A 21181-nucleotide genomic window follows, 5' to 3' on the forward strand; every position below is an offset into this window, starting at 1 on the left:
GCGTAACTTTGCGATATAGCTATTGCACAAAGGAGACACAAAGGCACCACAAGTTCAATTTGGTGGTCATTCAATGGACTTCCGTGCTTCGCAAGACAAACATGAACACCAACCTTCAAACACCCATAGATTATCTCAAAGGAGTCGGTCCAAATCGCGCAAGTTTGCTCCGTAGCGAACTTGGCATTCACACCTATCAAGACCTGATCAACCTTTTCCCCAACCGCTATATTGACAAAACGCAATACTATAAAATCAACCAATTACAGCGCAACAGTGCTGATGTTCAGATAACCGGTGAGATCACAAACTTAAAAGAAGCTGGAGAAGGACGCGGCAAACGCTTGGTCGCTACCTTTAAAGACGACACTGGCATTATAGAACTCGTGTGGTTTAGAGGCCATAAATGGATTAGGGACAGCATCAAATTCGGGAAAACTTATGTCATTTTCGGGAAAATCAATTGGTTTAATGGTGTTTTTAGTATGCCACATCCTGAAATGGAACTGCTAGAAGAGCACGAAAAAAACTTACGCTCTGCCATGCAGCCCATTTATCCGTCCACCGAAAAACTGGCAAATAAAGGCATTTCCAATCGTGTTTTGAATAAAATCATGCAACAATTATTTTTGGAAACGAAGGGGCGATTTGAAGAAACACTTTCTGAAAACTTACTTTCCGATCTCAAATTAATTTCAAAGAGCAAAGCACTTTTCAACATTCATTTTCCTGAAAATCAAGAGCTATTATCGCTTGCACAATTCCGACTTAAATTTGAAGAATTATTTTATATTCAGCTGCAATTGATCATCAAAAATCTGATCCATAAATCGAAAATAAAGGGCTATAATTTTGAACATGTCGGACACTATTTCAACACCTTTTACCAGGAGCATTTACCCTTCGATTTAACCAATGCCCAAAAACGAGTTTTGAGAGAAATCAGGGCCGATTTGGGAAGCAATGCACAAATGAATCGCTTATTGCAAGGCGATGTAGGTTCCGGAAAGACCATAGTTGCGCTCATGTCAATGTTAATGGCACTTGACAACGATTTTCAAGCGTGCTTAATGGCGCCGACTGAAATTTTGTCAGTCCAACACTATCATGGATTAGTTGAGCTATGTAATGAATTGAACATCAGAATGGAACTACTCACAGGTTCAACTAAAACTTCACAAAGACGAAAAATTCACGAAGCGCTCGAAAATGGCGATTTGGACATCCTAATCGGCACCCATGCACTACTCGAAGATAAGGTGAAATTCAAAAATTTGGGACTTGCAGTCATTGATGAACAGCATCGTTTTGGAGTTGCACAACGCAGTAAATTATGGCATAAAAACACCTCGCCGCCCCACATTTTAATCATGACCGCAACACCAATTCCGAGAACTTTGGCGATGTCGGTTTATGGCGATTTGGATGTGTCCGTAATTGACGAATTACCACCCGGAAGAAAGAACATCAAAACGGTACATCGCTACGATAAAAATCGGTTGAAAGTTTTCAGATTTATCCGTGATGAGATCGCAAAGGGCAGACAAATTTATATAGTTTATCCGTTAATTCAAGAAAGCGAAACCATGGATTATAAAGATTTGATGGATGGTTACGAAAGTATCGTTAGGGAATTTCCATTGCCCGATTATCAAATCTCTATTGTCCACGGAAAAATGAAACCTGCCGATAAGGATTTTGAGATGCAACGTTTTGTTAAAGGTGAAACCCAAATCATGGTGGCCACAACAGTTATTGAGGTGGGCGTTAATGTTCCTAACGCCTCTGTTATGATCATTGAGAGTGCAGAACGCTTCGGATTATCTCAATTGCATCAATTAAGAGGCCGTGTAGGTCGTGGCGCAGAACAAAGTTATTGCATCTTGATGACCAGTCACAAACTCAGTGAAGACAGCAAAACCAGGCTACAAACGATGGTTAGCACCAATGACGGATTTGAAATAGCAGAAGTAGATTTGCGACTTCGTGGTCCTGGCGATTTGATGGGCACCCAGCAAAGTGGTGTCTTGAACCTCAAAATCGCCGATGTTATTAAAGACAAGGACATTCTACAACTTGCGCGCCATTACGCGAAAATAATTTTAAAGACGGACCCATCACTATCCCTTCCAGAACATAAAGTACTGCGCTATACTTATGGACAGCTCACGAAGTATAAGAATATTTGGAATTATATTTCTTAAGTTTTCAGTTGGCAGTCTTCAGCTGGCAGTCTTCAACAGATACAGCGGCAGAATAATGATCTTCAATGGTTTTTCTGTCCAAAACTAGGACTTCGTACCACATTTTTCATAAATTTGAGTGAAATGCATTGAATTTCATACCTGTCTGACCGTTCAGACGGGTTTTAATTTAAAACTAAATTATCACTGTAACAATTCGTAAACTAAATGAAATGAGAAAATTCTACTTTTTTATACCAATCACTATGGCAATGTTAATGCTTAGCTGCAAGGACACCAAACAAACACCACTGCAAATGGTTACATTGGACACCAGTCCATTAGATACTTATTTCTCTAACAATATGCCAGCTGATGAACCGGGTGGTGCCATTTTAATCATGAAGGGCGACAGCATTATTTTCAGTAAGGGATATGGGCTTGCCGATCTAGAACTCAACACTAAGATCGATGCCAACACCCTATTCAACATTGGTTCCATTTCAAAAACTTTTGTTGCCAATGCCATTTTGATGCTACAGGCTGAAGGTAAACTTTCGGTTGAAGACAATATGGCGCTATACTTCCCTGATTTCAAAAATAAAGCAATTGCTGAGAAAGTGAAAATCAAACATTTAATTACGCACACTTCAGGTTTACAGGACACTAGGGAAACCAAAACGGACTCCCTATTTTACTTGACTGCCAAAGATGTCGAGAACTGGTATCCGACAACCCAGGCAGAAGATTTGAATTTTGAACCTGGTACACGCTACGACTATTCCAACCCTGCTTACAATGCCTTGGCTCTGATTATTGAAGAGGTGAGCGGAATGAAATGGCAAAAATACGTTAAGAATCACATTTTTAAGCCGTCTGGCATGAAGACAAGCACCATTACAGATGGTCCACACCCTGAGACTGGTGTTTCCCACGGCTACATAAAAGACAACGGAAACTGGCTTGAAAAAGACTATGGCGAGGAACCTACATTTGCAGCAGCTGGCAATGGCGGCGTCTGGAGTTCAGTAAATGAATTGGCGAAATACGAATTGGCATTACAAGCGCACAAATTTATTTCAGATGCTATTTTAGAAGATTCAAGAACCATAAAACCATGGCCAAATTGGCAAGACACTACGCCCCCATTTATAGGTTGGTCTTGGTTTATTGACCAAACAACAGATGGTTTCAAAACGGTAGGGCATACTGGAAGCCAAGGTGGTTTCTTATGTAATTATGTCACGGTGCCCGAAAAAGGGATCACATTCATTATTCTTTGCAATACACCTAGGAATGTGGATGGATTTACAGATTTTATCACGGAATGGCTGATCAAAAATAGCTGGCTTTAAACTCAGCATATCAACATAAGTATTACAACCCACACCTCTCATAATTGAATAAAAAAACCAATCAAAAATCATGAAATCCTTGAAAACCATTTTTGCCCTGACGCTCGTTTCGTTATTACTTTTAGGTTCTTCCTGTCAAGAAAAAATGTCTAAAAAAGAAACTTTAGAAAAAACTATCCAAGCTCAAATTGATTCCATAGATGGCACTGTGGCTGTGGCATTTTACAGCTTATACCAACCTAAAGATAGTTTGTTAATCAATGTTGATGAAAAATTTCATGCGGCCAGTACTATGAAAGTTCCCGTAATGATCGAATTATTTAAACAAGCCTCAGAAGGAAAATTAAATCTGAAGGATTCGATTTTATTGAAAAATGAATTCAAAAGCATTGTGGACGGCAGCCTGTACAGCATGGATATCAACGATGATAGCGACGATATTATCTACAGTCAAATCGGCACAAAAGTAGCAATCAGCGATTTGATGCACAGCATGATAACTGTCAGCAGCAATTTGGCGACCAACATCCTCATTGAACTGGTTGATGCCCAAAAAGTAACTGCAACCATGCGGAGTTTGGGCGCAAAAAACATTGATGTTTTGAGAGGTGTAGAAGACCAAAAAGCGTATGATAAAGGCTTGAGCAATGCTACCACTGCTAAAGATTTGATGATTATTATGGAAGCCATTGCCACTCATACTGCCGGTAAACAACAAGATTGCGACGCGATGATTACTATTTTAAAAGATCAACAACACAAGGATGTCATCCCTGTCTATTTACCAAAAGAGGTTGAAGTGGCGCACAAAACTGGTTCTATAACTGGTGTACACCACGATGCGGGAATTATCTATTTACCTAATGGTCGTGCTTATATATTGGTTTTACTTTCCAAAAACCTAAAAGATTTTGACAAAGGAACCGACCAATTGGCTAAACTATCCAAAACAGTTTATGATTATGTCATTAGCAATTAGAGGAATTTCTACTGATAGTTGACTAAAAATCAACTTAACTATTTCAGATAAAAGTAGGATCGTTGTGTTTTACTGATTGAAACGACGTGCATTCTTAACCAAATCCGGTTGCCTACTTGTTTGCTGCTCTTTTACTACATCTGGAAATATGACTATCTTCGAAGCCTATTTCGGAAATTTAATCTTTCACTGATATCACATGTTACACTTAAAATTAGAAACAGATCCGCGATGGGTAGCCATTGCTGAAGACAATATAGAAGCAATATTGACGGACCACGCGTGGTGTGAACAAAAAGCGGCTACTAATGCCATAACCATCATTACTTTAAATCCGCAATATGAAGATTTGGTGACGGACCTATTGGAACTCGCCAAAGAGGAAATGGAACACTTTCAAATGGTGCACGAAATCATTAAGAAGAGAGGCTACACCTTAGGAAGGGAACGAAAAGACTGTTACGTCAACAAGCTCTACAAATTCATGAACAAAGGCGGTAGCCAATTGCAGAGCATGGTTGACCGATTGTTGTTTTCGGCTATGATTGAAGCAAGAAGTTGCGAACGCTTTAAAATGTTGTCACAACATGTTGAAGACCCAGAACTTTCAAAGTTTTATTATGATTTAATGGTTAGTGAAGCGGGACACTACACGCTTTTCATCACTTATGCGCGAAAATATGGTAAAGACATTGATGTTGATAAACGTTGGAAAGAACTCGTGGATTTTGAAGGCGAATTGATCAAAGAATACGGTAAAAGTGAAAGCATTCACGGATAGTTGGGAGCTGCAAGCTTGTAGCAGGAAGCATGAAGTTGGAAGTTCAAAGTATTAGGGTAAATGAGAAATCGAGGTGTAAATTTTTAAAAATAACTGATGGTGTATTAAATTTAAAAAACTACCTTAGATGTTCGCTTGCCATGTAGTTTAGACTGTTTTAAAATTGATTTTTAAAAACAATGGTCTTATGAAAAATATACTTTTTTTCTTAATTGCATTCTTTGGCTTTATTTCTTGTACTACCGAAGATGCCGCTGTCATTCCGCCTGATGAAGACCTTTCTCTAATCTATTATTACGATCGTAAGGATAGTGGAAATCTACAAGTTTATTCTTACGACGGTGTTCAAGAAACTAATTTGATCAATGACAACTCCTACGATTACTGGTGGATTAAGGTACATCCTGATAAAACGAAATTCTTATGCTATCGCTCTCCAAAAAACGCAGGTTTTAACTCTTATGAGGTTTGTGAATTAATGGTTTTTGATATTGATGGCAAAAATGGTCGCGTCATTGTACCCCTCCATTCTTATGGATGGGAAATTCAAGCACATGCAAAATGGTCTCCAGATGGCACAAAAATATTGGCGAGTGCCAAGTGCCCAGATCCTTCCATCAACGATATGGTATCACGTGGGAGATTAGTAGTCTTCAATGCCGACGGTAGTAATCCTTTCATTGTGTCCAAATTCAAGCATGACGCAACAGATCCTGCCTGGTCGCCTGACGGACGTCAAGTAACTTATGTAGGCCCTTCGGATTTAACTGACCCCACAAATCCGGAAAAAGCTGAAATCTATCAAGCAACACTCAACTATTCTACAATGGCATTGGAGAATCCCATTAGATTAACCTATGACGACCTCTATTGTTATGACCCAGCGTGGTCGCCTGACGGCAAGTGGATTGCATATAGTAAAGGTGCTTTTCTCAATCTGCTTTGGCCTGTAAACCATGATATTTATAAATGCAAACCTGATGGCTCACAAGATGTGTTGGTATTACACGATGGCAAGTTAAATGGTGTCCCCACTTGGACCCCAAACGGCAAACGCTTGATTTTCCATGTGCTTGGATTGGACGGACCGCCACCATTTAGCCTCTACAGTTGCAGCGCCAATGGCGATGATAAAAAACTTATTTTAAGCACTACTGGCATTTATAGAACGACGCCATCGGCAATAGAAAAATGAAGGGTTTTTAAAAACAACCTTAATTATAAAAAATTAGCGCAGTAGGAACGTTTTATTTAGGCACGGATTTACTCCTCCAGAAGTTCTTCCACAAAGGTTCTGAATTCATTTTTAAACTCCACATACTTTGCTCCAGTTGCCGGTCCATTAAAACCTGTATGGATTTTTCGGACTTTTCCTGTTTTATCAATAAAAATAGTAGTTGGATAAGAGACCACTTGCTTCAACATGGGCAATTTCTTCTGAGCTTCAACCTTATCTGAGGTTCCAGATTGCGCCAACAAAACAGGATAGTCCAATCCTAATCTATTCTTTAAGCGTTTTATACCCTCAAATGCCAGCGAATCGGTTTTGGCGTTTTCAAAAGCAAGCGCCACAAATTCGATAGCCTTATCAGAGTTAAGCTTAAAGTATTCAGAGAAAAAAACACTTTCGTCCAAACAGTTGGGACACCAAGTTCCCATAAGCTGCACCACAACAACTTTATTCTGAAATTGGGCATCTGCTAAAGAAATCGTTTGCCCTTCTTCATTTGGAAAACTGAATTCAAAATGCGCATCTTCATTTTGCAGAGTGGTGAGCAAATTGGCATCGGAGAGTTCAAAATGTTCATTTCGTTGGCCTTCAAACGCGGCACTCCATTTATTTCCAGAATAAAAAACACCGTTGAGCGTACTGTCTTTCACCGTTGCGACAAACAGAAACGCATGGGAACCATCAAAAGCCGACAGTTGCAATTCATCAACATTCATAACGCCTTCCAAATACCTGTAATCGCCTGCCTCGGTTCTGAACGTGCCTGTCACCTTCTTGCCGTTTTGCTGAAAGACCCCTTTAGCTTGGTAAACTGACTGATCAGAATCTGGATTAAATGCGACTTCCCAATTGCCCGAAATATCAACCGCCGGCACTTCTTTGGTCTCAAATCGTTCTTTGGAGTTATATATCGCTTTAAACGGTAAGTCCAAAGCCATATCTGTGTTGGTAAAACGACCGACCATGCCTTCTTTCGTTAATTTCAAAGCAAAATAACCTTCAAAAACAGGCATTTTAATAAAGATAGAATCGTTCTTATAGGTGATATCATCCACTAAGATGACTTCCTCGGCGTTAAAAATCTTCAAACTTTTATCTGCCATCACTTCAAAAGTAAATGGCAATGTTTTATTCTCATTAACCTTTAGCTCACCCAGCCAATAGCCATGTCGCATTTTTTCTGAATTATCCTTATTACAAGAAAATAGCGTGAAAACAGATAAAAGTATAAGCAAAAACTTCATAATGTATTTGGGGATTTTAATTGAGGGTTAAAATAAAGCTAAAAATCGTACAAAATAAAATTATTTACCATTTCTATAACTACATACTATTATTATCTTTACGCCGAATTTGAAAACAAGACGGAACATTGGGTTGCATGTAGATTATCTCAATCTCAAAAAAAGGAATACGAAACATCACCCTGTAGCATAACACTTAAAAAATGAAGATTTCCTATAATTGGTTAAAGCAATTTGTAAATATTGATTGGACTCCTGAGCAAACAGGCGAACTCCTTACTGATCTGGGCCTTGAAGTTGAAGGCATACAACAATTTCAATCCATTAAAGGTGGCTTGGAGGGCATTGTGGTAGGCGAAGTGCTCACCTGTGTGCAACACCCCAACGCCGACCGTTTAAAAGTGACCACGGTAAACATTGGTTCAGGCGCACCTTTACAAATTGTCTGTGGCGCACCCAACGTAGCTGCCGGCCAAAAAGTACCTGTTGCTACTATAGGAACAACGCTATATACTGCAGAAGCAGAAGCTTGGACCATTAAAAAAGGCAAGATAAGAGGTGAGGAAAGTCATGGAATGATATGTTCAGAAGATGAAATAGGTCTTGGTACTTCTCACGAAGGGATTTTGGTATTTGACAATGACCTGACCGTTGGCACTTTAGTTGCTGAAATTTATGAAGTTGAAAATGATCAGGTTTTTGAAATTGGGCTGACTCCAAACAGAGCCGATGCCATGAGCCATTTTGGAACTGCGCGCGACCTCAAAGCTGGGCTGATGCAGAAAAACATGCACGTGGAATTGATTACACCATCCGTAAGTGCTTTTAGAATTGATCAAGGGACTTTAAAAATTGATGTTCAAGTGATCAACAAAGAGTTGGCGCCTCGTTATTGTGGGGTCACAATTTCCGATTTAAAAGTTGGCACCTCGCCTACTTGGTTACAAAACAGGCTTAAAGCGATTGGAATCACACCAAAAAACAATGTTGTTGACGTCACCAATTACGTTCTTCATGAACTCGGACAGCCTTTGCACGCCTTTGACGCGAATAAAATTGAAGGCAATAAAGTGATTGTGAAAACACTGCCAAAAGGAACAAAATTCAAAACCTTAGATGGTATTGATCGCGAATTGCACGAAGAAGATCTTATGATTTGTGATGCCATAAAACCGATGTGTATTGCAGGTGTTTTTGGTGGAGAAAATTCAGGGGTTACAGAACACACCACGAGTATTTTCTTGGAAAGTGCCTATTTCAATCCCATAAGTGTTAGGAAATCTGCCAAAAGACACAGTTTAAATACAGATGCCTCCTTTAGATTTGAACGCGGTATTGATCCTAATATCACAGAATACGCTTTAAAACGTGCTGCTTTATTGATTCAAGAAGTTGCGGGAGGTTATGTTACCAATAATCTTGTGGACATCTATCCTAAACGAATTGAGGACTCTCCAGTGCATTTTAGTTTTGCCAATGCCGAAAAACTAATCGGTGAAGAAATCCCAAAGGACATTATCAAACGGATCCTTATGTCTTTAGATATCAAGGTCAATAACGTTACTGAAACTGGCTTGGGCCTAATGGTACCTGCCTATAGAAACGATGTGGTGCGTGAAGCCGATGTCATTGAGGAAATCTTACGAGTCTATGGCTACAACAATATCAATTTTACCGAGAAATTAAATGCCTCCATCTCTCCGACCTCTCGTTTTGAAGATTTTAAACTTCAGAATGTGACGGGCAACCAATTGGTAGCACAAGGGTTTTATGAGATTTTATCAAATTCACTGACCACACCTTCTTATGTCAAATTAAGTGCCGATTTAAAAGAAGAACACAATGTGGTGATGCTAAACCCCTTGAGTATCGATTTAAGTGTGATGCGCCAAAGTTTATTGTTTTCAGGACTGGAAGCCATCAATCGGAACATCAACAGAAGACGTTCGGATTTAAAACTGTTTGAATTTGGCAAAACCTACCATAGCTATGGTGATAAGTACAATGAAAACAAACATTTAGCACTATTTGTGACTGGAAACAAGGATGCCGAACGCTGGAACACCCATCAACAACCAAGTAATTTCTTTTACTTAAAAGGAATCATCACCGCCGTTTTAGAGCGCTTGGGACTTAACGGAATTAAGGGGTCTCCTATTGAAAACGACGTTTTTAGTGAAGGTATCAGTTTGCGAATTGGAAAAAAGATCTTAGTCGATTTTGGATTGGTCAATAAAAAAATAATGAAACATTTTGACATTTCGCAAGATGTATTGTTTGCTGATTTTAATTGGGACAATGTGATTGATTTGGTCAAACACACCAGTGTCAACTTCAAGGAACTCCCTAAATATCCATCAACAAGACGTGATTTTGCACTCTTGATAGATGATAATGTGACTTTTGAAGCCATTGACGCCATCGCCAATCAAACCGAGAAGCGTTTGCTCAAAAATGTCGATTTGTTTGATGTCTATCAAGGTGAAAAACTTCCAAAAGGAAAAAAGAGTTACGCGGTAAGTTTTAAATTCCAAGACGAGCACAGCACACTCACAGATAAGCAAGTAGATAAGATCATGCAAAAACTGCAATCCAATTTTGAAGCGCAACTTGGAGCGGAATTGAGATAGGATTTTAAAAATCACAAAACCAAGTTCAGGTATCAATTATTCGTTTTTAATCAAGCTTTTCGTTATATTCAATGCGAGCTTTTTGACTGTGAATTAAAAAATACGTTTTTGAGCTGATTCATGAGTGAAAACTCAGAGTCAAGTTTTTGCAAAAACAACTTGAAAACATGAATTTTATTAACAGAACATTCAAAAATATTATGTTTTAATTAGTAGACAAAGCTTTAAATAATCCTTAATTTTAATATTTCACAATAAACACAAGATACTATGGCAATTATAACTTTTAAAGGCAACCAAGTAACAACTTTTGGTGAGCTTCCAAAAATAGGAGCTGATGCTCCAAACTTCAGATTAACTGCAACTGATCTCTCTTCAAAATCCCTAAATGATTATTTGGGTCATAATGTGATTTTAAACATTTTTCCAAGTGTTGACACCGGTGTTTGCGCACAATCTGTCAGAACATTCAACGAAAAGGCATCGCAACTAAAGAACACCAAAGTCCTTAATATTTCTAAAGATTTACCATTTGCATTCGCTCGTTTTTGCGCGGCGGAAGGATTGGATAATGTAGAAAGTCTCTCAGATTTTAGAGATGGCAATTTTGGAAAGAACTACGGTCTGACCTTTGTTGACGGTCCTTTAGAAGCCTTACATTCAAGATGTGTGGTGGTGCTAAATGACAAGGCAGAAGTGGTCTATACTGAGCAAGTTTCTGAAATAACTGAAGAACCTAATTACAAAGCCGCGTTAGAGTCGCTTTCATAGATTTCTTATGTCCGAAAAGAAAGATTCGTTCCTGGTCAATCGCTTAAAAAGCGTAGGTTGGGCATTTAAAGGTGCCCTAATTTTACTGCGAACGGAAGCGAGTATCAAAATTCAATTTGCTATTGCAATTCTCGTGACCATAGCTGGCTTTTACTTTGAAATCTCCCCAACGGAATGGTTATTTCAAGTTGCCATGATTGGTTTGGTCATGAGTATTGAAGGGCTCAACACCGCCATTGAGTTCATTGCAGACTTTATTCATCCCGAACGACATGACAAAATTGGACGCATTAAAGATGTTGCTGCCGGAGCAGTTTTTATAGCGGCAATCTCAGCAGTTATAGTGGCTGTCATCATTTATTATCCCAAGCTTTTTTAATACTAAATCCGATAGGATTAACGTTAGTAATTTGTATTTTTGTTTCCTTAGGGAAACAGATTACCCCAATATATTTTAGTAATTTATTTAAAAATCAACAGATTTCCCTGGTTACGGAAAGTTAATAATGGCGAAGAAGAAAACCAAAGCTAAAAGCAGTACCACTACAAAAATTAAAAAACCTTCCCGAAAATTCGGGTTCAAATTATCAAGTCAGCAAAAATTAATTGTTGGTAGCTTGTTGATGATTCTTGGTATTTTACTATTTATAGCTTTTCTCTCCTTCTTTTTTACGGGAAAGGCAGATCAGAGCACACTTACTGAAATAGGCACCCGAGAAGTGGTTGCTGAAAACTGGCTTAATAAATTGGGCGCTTGGGTGAGCGACTTTTTTATTATGAGAGGTTTTGGAATCTCCTCATTTATATTCGCCGGAATTATATTTCTTTCTGGTATTTATGTCACCTTAGATATCAACAAAGCGAAACTTAGAAGTCACTGGATCTGGGGTACGCTCATCGCCATTTGGTTGTCTATTTTCTTCGGATTTTTTACCCATAAATATGATGCTCTTGGTGGCACCATCGGGTTTGAAATGAACTCTTTTATTCAGGATTATATCGGAATTATTGGTACCGCTCTCCTCCTCTTTTTTGGAATGATTATTTATGCTGCCATCCGATTTAAGGTCACAGGCGAATCGATTGTCAACGTTTTCAAATCGGCTAAAAGCAGTTTTAAAGAAGATTTTAAAACCAGTCCTCAAACCGCGTCAGAATCTTATGCTGCTTTAGATAATGATTTAACCGCAGAAGCAGAAGCCATTAAGGCTGCCTTCGATTTAAAACCTTCCAAACAAGATGTTGTAGCAGTTACAAAGCCTAAACCTTCAGCGCCTATTGCAAGTCCAAGCCTTAACATTGAAGTACCACAAATAGTTCAAGAGGAAGAAGAAGATGACGAAGAAGAATTGGCCATGGAAGTTGAGCAGGTTGTTGAAGAGGCTTCTGAAAGTGATAATCTCTCTAACAAACTTGTGGCAGATTATGGGAAATTTGATCCTACGCTGGAATTGAGTAAATATCAGTTCCCGACCTTGGACCTGTTAAAAAAGTACGATTCTGAAGGTATTACCATTGATCAAGATGAGCTTGAAGAAAATAAAAACCGGATTGTTGAAACCTTAAACAATTACAATATTGGCATCAGCAATATTAAAGCGACCATTGGTCCTACGGTAACCTTATACGAAATTGTACCCAATGCCGGTGTCAGGATCTCTAAAATCAAAAACTTAGAAGATGACATTGCCCTATCTTTGGCGGCTTTGGGCATTCGGATTATTGCTCCAATCCCTGGCAAAGGAACGATTGGAATTGAGGTGCCAAACAAAAACTCGACCATTGTTTCTATGCGCTCCGTGATTGCCTCCCAAAAATTTCAAAAATCAGAAATGGAATTGCCAATTGCCTTTGGAAAAACCATCAGCAATGAAACCTTTGTTGTTGATTTGGCAAAAATGCCCCATCTATTGATGGCTGGAGCAACTGGTCAAGGTAAATCGGTGGGTTTAAATGCCGTATTGACATCGTTACTTTACAAAAAACACCCTGCCGAAGTGAAATTTGTTCTGGTGGATCCTAAAAAAGTAGAGTTAACCTTGTTCAACAAAATTGAGCGCCATTACTTAGCCAAATTACCAGATAGCGAAGAAGCCATCATTACGGATAATACTAAGGTCATCCACACCTTGAATTCCTTGTGTATTGAAATGGATAATCGCTATGAGATGTTGAAAAATGCCTTATGCCGGAATATTAAGGAATACAATGATAAATTTAAAGCGCGCAAATTAAATCCTAATGAAGGGCATCAGTTTTTACCATATATTGTTTTAGTGGTTGATGAGTTTGCCGATCTTATCATGACTGCGGGTAAGGAAGTAGAAACACCTATTGCCCGTTTAGCGCAATTGGCCCGTGCCATTGGCATCCACTTGATCATTGCAACCCAAAGACCTTCTGTAAACGTTATTACGGGGATCATCAAGGCGAATTTCCCTGCTAGAATTGCTTTTAGGGTGACTTCAAAAATCGATTCCAGGACAATTTTGGACAGTTCTGGAGCCGACCAATTGATTGGACGTGGAGACATGCTCTACACGCAAGGAAACGAGTTGACAAGAATCCAATGTGCCTTTGTAGATACTCCAGAAGTTGAATTGGTAACCGAATTTATTGGTGGACAAAAAGGATATCCCGACGCCTATCTTTTACCTGAATATGTTGGGGAAGAAAGTGGCATAAGTCTTGATGTAGATATCTCCGACAGGGATAAATTGTTTAGAGAAGCTGCTGAAGTTATTGTCACGGCACAGCAAGGATCGGCCTCCTTATTGCAAAGAAAATTAAAGCTGGGGTATAACAGAGCTGGTCGATTGATTGATCAATTGGAAGCAGCCGGGATTGTTGGCCAATTTGAAGGCAGTAAGGCAAGACAAGTACTTGTGCCTGATCTTGTAGCTCTCGATCAACTTTTAGCAAATGAAGTATCCTAATATTTGAAATGAAACCGCAAATCCATAAACAGGATTAACAAAAAACTTAATAATGAAAAAATTATTTGTATTAGCCATGGTCTTATTATCGTTCTCAACATACGCACAAGATGCCGAGAAAGCAAAGACCTTATTAAACGAAGTGAATGCTAAGGTTAAAGGATATAACAACATCACCATTGATTTTAAATATGTCCTGAAAAATACCAGTGAGAACATTAACCAAGAAACACGCGGCGATGTAATCATTGAAGGGGAAAAATATTTATTGAATATCCTTGGTGTCACCCGAATTTACGATGGCAAGACACTTTATACAGTAAGTCCTGAAGATGAAGAAGTGACCATCTCAAAAAATAATACGGAAGACGAAAACACCATTACACCAAGTAAAATGTTATCGTTCTACCAAAACGGCTACAATTACGCCATGGATATCGTTCAAAATATCAGTGGCCGAAAAATCCAGTACGTAAAATTGACACCAATCGATAGCAATTCTGAAATAAAACAAGTATTGTTGGGAATTGATGCACAGACCAAGCACATTTACAATCTGATAGAAATAGGCAAAAACGGGACACAAACCACCTTAACTGTAAATAGTTTCAAAACTAATGAGCCTATTTCAAAAACCTTATTTACTTTTGATGCTAATAAATACAAAGGCTATTACATCAATAAGCTCGATTAGATAAGGCGCCAATTTTATGAAAATACTGGATAGGTACATACTTAAGACCTACTTAAAAACCTTTTTGAGCGTGTTTGTTATACTCATGCTCATTTTTGTTTTACAGGCCATTTGGTTGTATATCGCTGAGTTGGCCGGAAAGGATTTGGATATTGATACGATACTTAAATTCCTACTCTATATTACCCCAACGCTTATCCCTTTAATATTGCCGCTCACCATATTGTTGGTGTCCATTATGGTCTTTGGAACCTTAGCCGAAAACTATGAGTTTGCGGCCATGAAATCTACGGGTATCTCATTGCAGCGTGCTATGAGAGGCTTAAGTGTTTTTATCGTTTTTCTTTCCGTGACGACCTTTTTATTTGCAAACAATGTCATTCCTTGGGCTGAATATAACGCCTACAATCTGAGAAGAAATATCGCAAAGCTCAAACCTCAAATGGCTATCGCCGAAGGTCAGTTTAATGAAATAGGCAGTTTCAATATCAAAGTAGAGAAAAAAAGTGGTGATCGCGGTCAATATTTATCGAAGGTGATCATGCACCAATTCAAAGATAATCGACCAGGAAATCATACGGTAATCATTGCCGAATCTGGAGAATTGATCAGCAGTCCGTCGTCAAATATGCTTCAGCTGGTTTTATTTAATGGCAACTACTACGAAGAAATCTACACGAAAGATCCAAAGGAAATCCAAAAAAAGCCACATGCCAAAAGTTATTTTGACACCTATACCATGAATATAGATCTTGAAGCTTTAAACGATGTGGATTTAGCCGAAAAAAGCTATACTGACCGCTATAATATGCTTGATGTTGGCGACCTTAACTACACGATAGACAGTCTTTATAAAAACAAATCAAATGAATATAAGGTGCTGGCCGAAACTCTGTACAGCAGAACCTCAATAAACAGTTTGAATACTAATATATCACCAGAAACAGACAGTATTTTTAAAGGGAATGTCCTTGATCTTTTTGAAACCAAAGGCAAATTGCAACTGGTCAATTTGTCGTTAAACACCATTAGCAGTACGACGCAAATTATAACAACAAAAGAACAGTTTTTCGATGTTTCAGATAAAAACCTGAAAAAACATGTGATTGCCCTTCATGAAAAGTACGTTTTGGGCTTTGCCTGTTTTATCCTCTTCTTTGTTGGCGCACCCTTAGGAGCTTTGATTAGAAAAGGTGGCATTGGTTTGCCATTGGTCGTTGCCATTCTTTTGTTCCTTACCTATCATTTTATAGGGATTTTCGCAAAAAACAGTTCAGAAGATGGGACCTTAAACCCTATTCTGGCCACTTGGCTTTCTACCTTGATCATGTTGCCATTGGGAATCTATTTGACCTCTCGTGCCACCAACGATAAAGGCCTCTTTGATTTTGACAGCTATCTCAATCCTATTAAGAAATTCCTGAATCTTCGCCCTAAAAACTCCGTCATGATTGATGGTGTTTTGGTTCAGTACAGCTTTTTAAACGATTATAACAACGAAAAACTGATCAGTATCATCAAGAACCATGAAGATCTCAATTTTGATAAAAGCATCAAGCCTTTCGCATTAAATCAGTTATTGATCCGCAATCAATCTTTTGAAGATCTTCAAAAACAAGGGGTGATTATAAATGATGCCTACATCACATCAAAAAAGGAAGCCACGGATGCCATAGACTATTCTAAATTCGCATTTATTTTCTATACCATTGGTATTGTTCTTCTCATATTACATTTGGTTTTCAAAAACAATAATTTTCCTGAATACACTTCGGCCGCATTGGATCTCACCATTATTTCCTTTGGCATCTATCTACTTTATTATTGTGTGACTTGGATTAAGGCCAGCGTTTTCTACAAACATATTGGATTCAAATCAAAAGGAATAGACGTCATATTAATGTTGATTGCCTTTCCTTTTTACGGGGTTTCCCACTTTCTACTTAAGAACAAAATCAAGGAAGACTTGGACAAAAGTTGCATCCTAAATGTAAAATAAGCCATATCTTTGCATATAATTTCAAAAAAAATGACAACAACTACGATGACATCAACCATCACATTAAATACTATTGAAGAGGCCATTGAGGATATTAAAAATGGAAAAGTAATTATTGTTGTTGATGATGAAAACCGCGAAAATGAAGGTGATTTTATTGCCGCTGCAGAAAAGGTAACCCCAGAAATGATAAATTTCATGGCTACTCATGGTCGTGGATTGATTTGCGCACCACTTACTGAAGCAAGATGTAAGGAACTTGAACTCAACATGATGGTTGAGAATAACACCGTGCTTCATAACACCCAATTTACAGTATCTGTAGACTTAATCGGTCATGGCTGTACTACTGGGATTTCGGTACACGATCGGGCCAATACTATAAAGTTTTTGGTCGATGATAACACCAAACCTTCAGACTTAGGACGACCAGGACATATTTTTCCATTGAGAGCCAAAGAAGGTGGCGTGCTGAGGCGTACTGGACATACAGAAGCAACTATTGACCTTGCACGATTAGCCGGTTTAAAACCAGCGGGAATTCTTGTGGAGATTTTAAATGAAGATGGCACCATGGCACGATTGCCACAATTGATGAAAGTTGCTGAGAAGTTTGACCTTAAAATTATTTCTATAGAAGATTTAGTCGCTTATAGAATGCAGCATGACTCTTTGATCGAAAAGAAAGAAGATTTCGAAATTGTGACGCGTTTTGGCAAATTCAGATTAAGAGCCTACCAACAAACCACCAACGATCAAGTGCATATTGCTTTGACCAAAGGGTCTTGGAAGACTAACGAACCTGTTTTGACCAGAGTCAACTCTACCCTAGTCAACAATGATATCTTAGGGACGTTGACCAACAACGCCGATAAGAAACTGGATGATATGTTCAAATTGATTAATGATGACGGCAAGGGCGCCATTCTTTTTATCAATCAGCAGCATCAATCTACCGATTTGCTTAACCGCTTAAATACCTTAAAAGAAAAACAAAATCATTCAGATGTCATCAAGGCACCTGCTATTGCCATGGACAACCGAGATTTTGGAATTGGCGCACAAATTCTGCACGACCTCAACATCCATAAATTATTGCTGATGTCCAATAGCGAACATACCAAACGTGTGGGTATTATTGGTTATGGTTTGGAAATTGTGGATCATGTGAATTATTAGTGTGGAAAAAGAATCAAGATACTTCGATAAGCTCAGTAGCCCCCGCTTCGCTGTCAGAACCAAGAATCAAGACTAAAAGACTTTATTTACATCAGGCACTGACCTCAAGATAAAATTTAGACATATTTTTACTTTTTAGAATAGAAAAAGGATTTAGAACGACCGCTCTAAATCCTTTTTTTAATTAATAATAGCGTCTATTGGACTATTCTATCGCTAACTTTTTAGTCTCTTGTCCGTTATCGGTCAGTACTTTTACAAAGTAAACGCCTGTTTTTAAATTTGAAACATCAATTGATTTACTGTGTAGGACACGCTTCACACTTTTACCTAAAACATCAAAGATCTCCACATTTTTAATGTTATCTCTTGTAGAAATATTTAGGACGTCTGAAGCAGGATTAGGGTACACCTTAAAACTTTCTATATCAAAAGACTCTGAACTTAAAACAAAAGGAAGGACTAAGGAATAATCGGTCTCAATTCTACTTTCTGCTTCCCAGGCCAAATTTACGCTATCCCAAACTTCACCTGTAAGAATTGTATTATTGCCATTGCCATCGTGGGTATATAAGTAGCGATCTTCATTTTCCCAAGCGTCGCTTTTTCTTTCTTGATATAAGACCACCTTTGGCAAACCATTTTCATAGGACAGTTCTGTTCTGTGATCCAAAACCCATGCCCCTCCAACAAAATCTTCGCCAAGTGCTTCTCTCATTAAGTTCGAAGCATAAGTATAGGTTATCCTTTCGTCAAAATCCCAAGAATTAGTTCCAGAGTTCCACACCTTAATGATAGTTTGTGACGGCCTTCCTGCAGCTTGGTAGGCAATTTCCGTTTGCTCCTCATTCACCCATTTACCGCCCTCCCATTCTTGATCCGTATGCAGGGTAATATCGGCACCTGAATACTCGAATAAATCTCTCTCATTGTTTTCCCACGTGCTAGTTGCGGAATTCCAATTCTGACTGATTTCAGAACTTATATTTGAACCAGAATAGCTATATGTTATTCTGAAACTATTTGAAAATGGCATTGTGCCGAAGTTATTGCTCTGGTAAGTTTCCATTCTCAAATTGTTAGCACCATCATATTCATAAACTATTCTAGAAATGTCTTGCCATATCTTTTTGGATTCATCCCAAAATTGCGTGACAGAATTAATGATAGCGTTGTTGGCATTGTATTCTTTGTTCACGCGCGTGATGTTGGTTGATCCCGGCATGGCTAAGGTGAGTAGACTGGTTTCCTTATCACCTTCATTTCCATAAGTATATTGCATGGTTAGTTCATGATCCAATTCGGAACCATTGTCCTCACTGGAATAGAAGCGCTGCTCATCAATTTTATATTGGGAATATCCCGAGAAGCACATAAATAGGCACAACATAAATGTCGGAAAAAGTAGAAGTAGTTTCATGATTATCGTTTTAGAATGGTTTATACAGAATTCAATAAGCGATGCGATCATCAAAAATTGAATCATTTAAAAATGTCATTACCAAAACAAAAAGAAGACCTATTTACAAAGTTCATTCTACACCATCGAAAGTTCAAAATGGCATGTAAAATTAATAGTTGTCAAGTTATAACAGAAGTGGAGGTTATTGAAATCAATTGCGCTCTTAATAAAACTGAATTGCAGAGACGAAAATCTTTAGCTCGTTTTACAACTCATTTACTCTTACCAAATTACAGATTTTAAAAGACTTACGCAAGAAAATCTTTTCATGAACATCAATAATTCCCATTGGACTAACTTTAGAGGACTTAACTTTCTTCGTTATACCTGAAAGGCATAAATAGAAAAAGGTTTTAGAACAACCGCTCTAAATCCTTTTTAAGTTAACAATAGTATGTATTTTGATCTTATCTCATGACGTTTTCCTCACTTACACAACATTTATTGAAAGTTTTTTATGATACCTTCAAAGCTGAAGTAATGGCTTTTACCATGGCTTCTGCACGAGATTTCACCTCGTCTTCTGTCCAAGATAATTTGATCAGACAAGAAATATTCCGTCCAATGAAATGATCAGATTGCTCAAAAGTTTTTGTCTGAAGATATTTTAGACCCATTTTTATTTCTTCTGAAATTGGATATAAAGATTTAAGATTCTTTAAATGATCCCATTTACGGACGTAATGCCAATTATTGTCATAATAATGAAAACAGCCATCCACACCTGCTTCTTTTAGATTTTTTGAAGCCCTTCTGGTAATCTCCAAGTCAGGAAGGAAAAAGTTTAAAAAGGCATAACTTTCTTCGCCGCCTTCAGGAACCGTTCTGAAAGTCACTTCGGGGATTGCCGATAGTGCCTCTCTCAGGATGGTAAAGTTTTTTTGTTGAATGGACAGAAACTCTGGTAAGCGCCTTACTTGCGCCAATCCAACCGCAGCATGAAGTTCTGAAATCCTGAAATTATAGCCCAAAAACGGATGGGTCTCAGCGCCTCTATCACTGCCTTGATGATCATGGCCATGATCAGAATATTGGTCGGCTTTAATATAATAGTCCTTATTATTTGTTATGACTGCCCCACCTTCACCACAAGTAATGGTTTTAACAAAATCAAATGAAAAACACCCCAAGTCGCCAATACTTCCCAAAGGTTTTCCTTTATACATTCCGCCAATGGCTTGACAGGCATCCTCAATCAAGATCAAGTTATGCGCATCACAAATACGCTGCAATGCCTCCATATCTCCCATACTTCCGCACATGTGAACAACCATTATCGCTTTAGTTTTGGAAGTAATTGCTTTTTCAACAGCCTTCGGATCTAAGGTCAAAGTATCGTCAATATCTACTAAAATAGGAATGGCACCCACCATCATAATCGATTCAAAACTGGCAACAAATGTGAAAGATGGCATGATGACCTCGTCTCCTGCACCAATTCCAGCTGCAACCATAGCTACAGTAACCGCTGCTGTTCCACTAGATAATAATTGTACGTGTTTGCTTTGAAATGCCGATTCCAATTCGGTTTCCAATTCCTTGGCCTTCCAATGACCGTTGCGCATGCCGTCAAAACCATAGCGCATCAATACGCCGTTGTCCAAAACATCATTGACTTCCTTACGTTCAGCACTTCCAAATAATTCAAATCCTGGCATAACTATCTATTCATTTATAAATTTAGAACTCAAAATTACAATATATATGTTCAATCAAAAGGGAATGATATGAATTAAT

Annotated in this window: 15 protein-coding genes; 12 read left to right on the forward strand and 3 right to left on the reverse strand. The window is 38.4% G+C overall.

Annotation, left to right across the window (positions count from 1 at the left end; all coding sequences use genetic code 11):
- Positions 1-101 precede the first annotated feature (101 nt).
- The 5 genes from recG (at position 102) to ESZ48_RS15640 (ending at position 6493) form a co-directional block, all read left to right on the forward strand.
- A complete protein-coding gene (gene recG / locus ESZ48_RS15620; protein ID WP_129018438.1) occupies positions 102-2204 on the forward strand; it encodes an ATP-dependent DNA helicase RecG in 2103 nt (700 codons plus the stop codon).
- 212 nt (positions 2205-2416) lie between these two features.
- Positions 2417-3538 carry a serine hydrolase domain-containing protein gene (locus ESZ48_RS15625; protein ID WP_129018439.1) on the forward strand — a complete coding sequence of 374 codons (1122 nt, stop codon included), beginning with the start codon at positions 2417-2419 and terminating at the stop codon, positions 3536-3538.
- Positions 3539-3608: 70 nt separating this feature from the next.
- Complete coding sequence (locus ESZ48_RS15630; RefSeq protein ID WP_129018440.1) at positions 3609-4517, forward strand: serine hydrolase; 909 nt, start codon at positions 3609-3611, stop codon at positions 4515-4517.
- Between the two features lie 199 nt (positions 4518-4716).
- Positions 4717-5298, forward strand: coding sequence for a tRNA-(ms[2]io[6]A)-hydroxylase (gene miaE, locus ESZ48_RS15635; protein WP_129018441.1), 582 nt, complete (start codon positions 4717-4719; stop codon positions 5296-5298).
- 187 nt (positions 5299-5485) lie between these two features.
- Entirely contained in the window at positions 5486-6493 is a 1008-nt protein-coding gene (locus ESZ48_RS15640) for a TolB-like translocation protein (protein ID WP_129018442.1), read from the forward strand.
- Positions 6494-6561: 68 nt separating this feature from the next.
- Here the strand turns inward: ESZ48_RS15640 and ESZ48_RS15645 are convergent, their stop codons facing one another.
- Positions 6562-7773 carry a TlpA disulfide reductase family protein gene (locus tag ESZ48_RS15645; protein ID WP_129018443.1) on the reverse strand — a complete coding sequence of 404 codons (1212 nt, stop codon included), beginning with the start codon at positions 7771-7773 and terminating at the stop codon, positions 6562-6564.
- A 203-nt stretch (positions 7774-7976) separates the two neighbouring features.
- On the opposite strand from ESZ48_RS15645, the gene pheT reads away from it, so the two are divergent.
- The 7 genes from pheT to ribB all read left to right on the forward strand — a co-directional run bounded on the left by pheT (position 7977) and on the right by ribB (position 17982).
- Positions 7977-10403 carry a phenylalanine--tRNA ligase subunit beta gene (gene pheT, locus ESZ48_RS15650; protein ID WP_129018444.1) on the forward strand — a complete coding sequence of 809 codons (2427 nt, stop codon included), beginning with the start codon at positions 7977-7979 and terminating at the stop codon, positions 10401-10403.
- A 270-nt stretch (positions 10404-10673) separates the two neighbouring features.
- On the forward strand, positions 10674-11174 hold the full coding sequence (tpx, locus tag ESZ48_RS15655) for a thiol peroxidase (RefSeq protein ID WP_129018445.1): 501 nt from the start codon (positions 10674-10676) through the stop codon (positions 11172-11174).
- Between the two features lie 7 nt (positions 11175-11181).
- Positions 11182-11553, forward strand: coding sequence for a diacylglycerol kinase (locus ESZ48_RS15660; RefSeq protein ID WP_129018446.1), 372 nt, complete (start codon positions 11182-11184; stop codon positions 11551-11553).
- Positions 11554-11680: 127 nt separating this feature from the next.
- Complete coding sequence (locus ESZ48_RS15665) at positions 11681-14110, forward strand: DNA translocase FtsK (RefSeq protein ID WP_129018447.1); 2430 nt, start codon at positions 11681-11683, stop codon at positions 14108-14110.
- Positions 14111-14162: 52 nt separating this feature from the next.
- Positions 14163-14804 carry a LolA family protein gene (locus ESZ48_RS15670; RefSeq protein WP_129018448.1) on the forward strand — a complete coding sequence of 214 codons (642 nt, stop codon included), beginning with the start codon at positions 14163-14165 and terminating at the stop codon, positions 14802-14804.
- 16 nt (positions 14805-14820) lie between these two features.
- Positions 14821-16803 carry an LptF/LptG family permease gene (locus ESZ48_RS15675; protein WP_129018449.1) on the forward strand — a complete coding sequence of 661 codons (1983 nt, stop codon included), beginning with the start codon at positions 14821-14823 and terminating at the stop codon, positions 16801-16803.
- A 30-nt stretch (positions 16804-16833) separates the two neighbouring features.
- The gene (ribB, locus tag ESZ48_RS15680) at positions 16834-17982 is read left to right on the forward strand and encodes a 3,4-dihydroxy-2-butanone-4-phosphate synthase (RefSeq protein ID WP_129018450.1); all 1149 of its coding nucleotides are present in this window, start codon (positions 16834-16836) and stop codon (positions 17980-17982) included.
- A 205-nt stretch (positions 17983-18187) separates the two neighbouring features.
- On the opposite strand, the gene ESZ48_RS15685 is transcribed toward ribB, so the two are convergent.
- Together ESZ48_RS15685 and ESZ48_RS15690 are read right to left on the reverse strand one after the other, a co-directional pair.
- Positions 18188-19402, reverse strand: coding sequence for a T9SS type A sorting domain-containing protein (locus ESZ48_RS15685; protein WP_190246283.1), 1215 nt, complete (start codon positions 19400-19402; stop codon positions 18188-18190).
- Between the two features lie 497 nt (positions 19403-19899).
- Positions 19900-21102 (reverse strand): DegT/DnrJ/EryC1/StrS family aminotransferase, encoded by a 1203-nt coding sequence (locus tag ESZ48_RS15690; RefSeq protein ID WP_129018452.1) that lies wholly within the window; start codon positions 21100-21102, stop codon positions 19900-19902.
- Positions 21103-21181: the final 79 nt, after the last annotated feature.

The organism is Gelidibacter gilvus (genome assembly GCF_004115975.1).
Lineage (GTDB): Bacteria > Bacteroidota > Bacteroidia > Flavobacteriales > Flavobacteriaceae > Gelidibacter > Gelidibacter gilvus.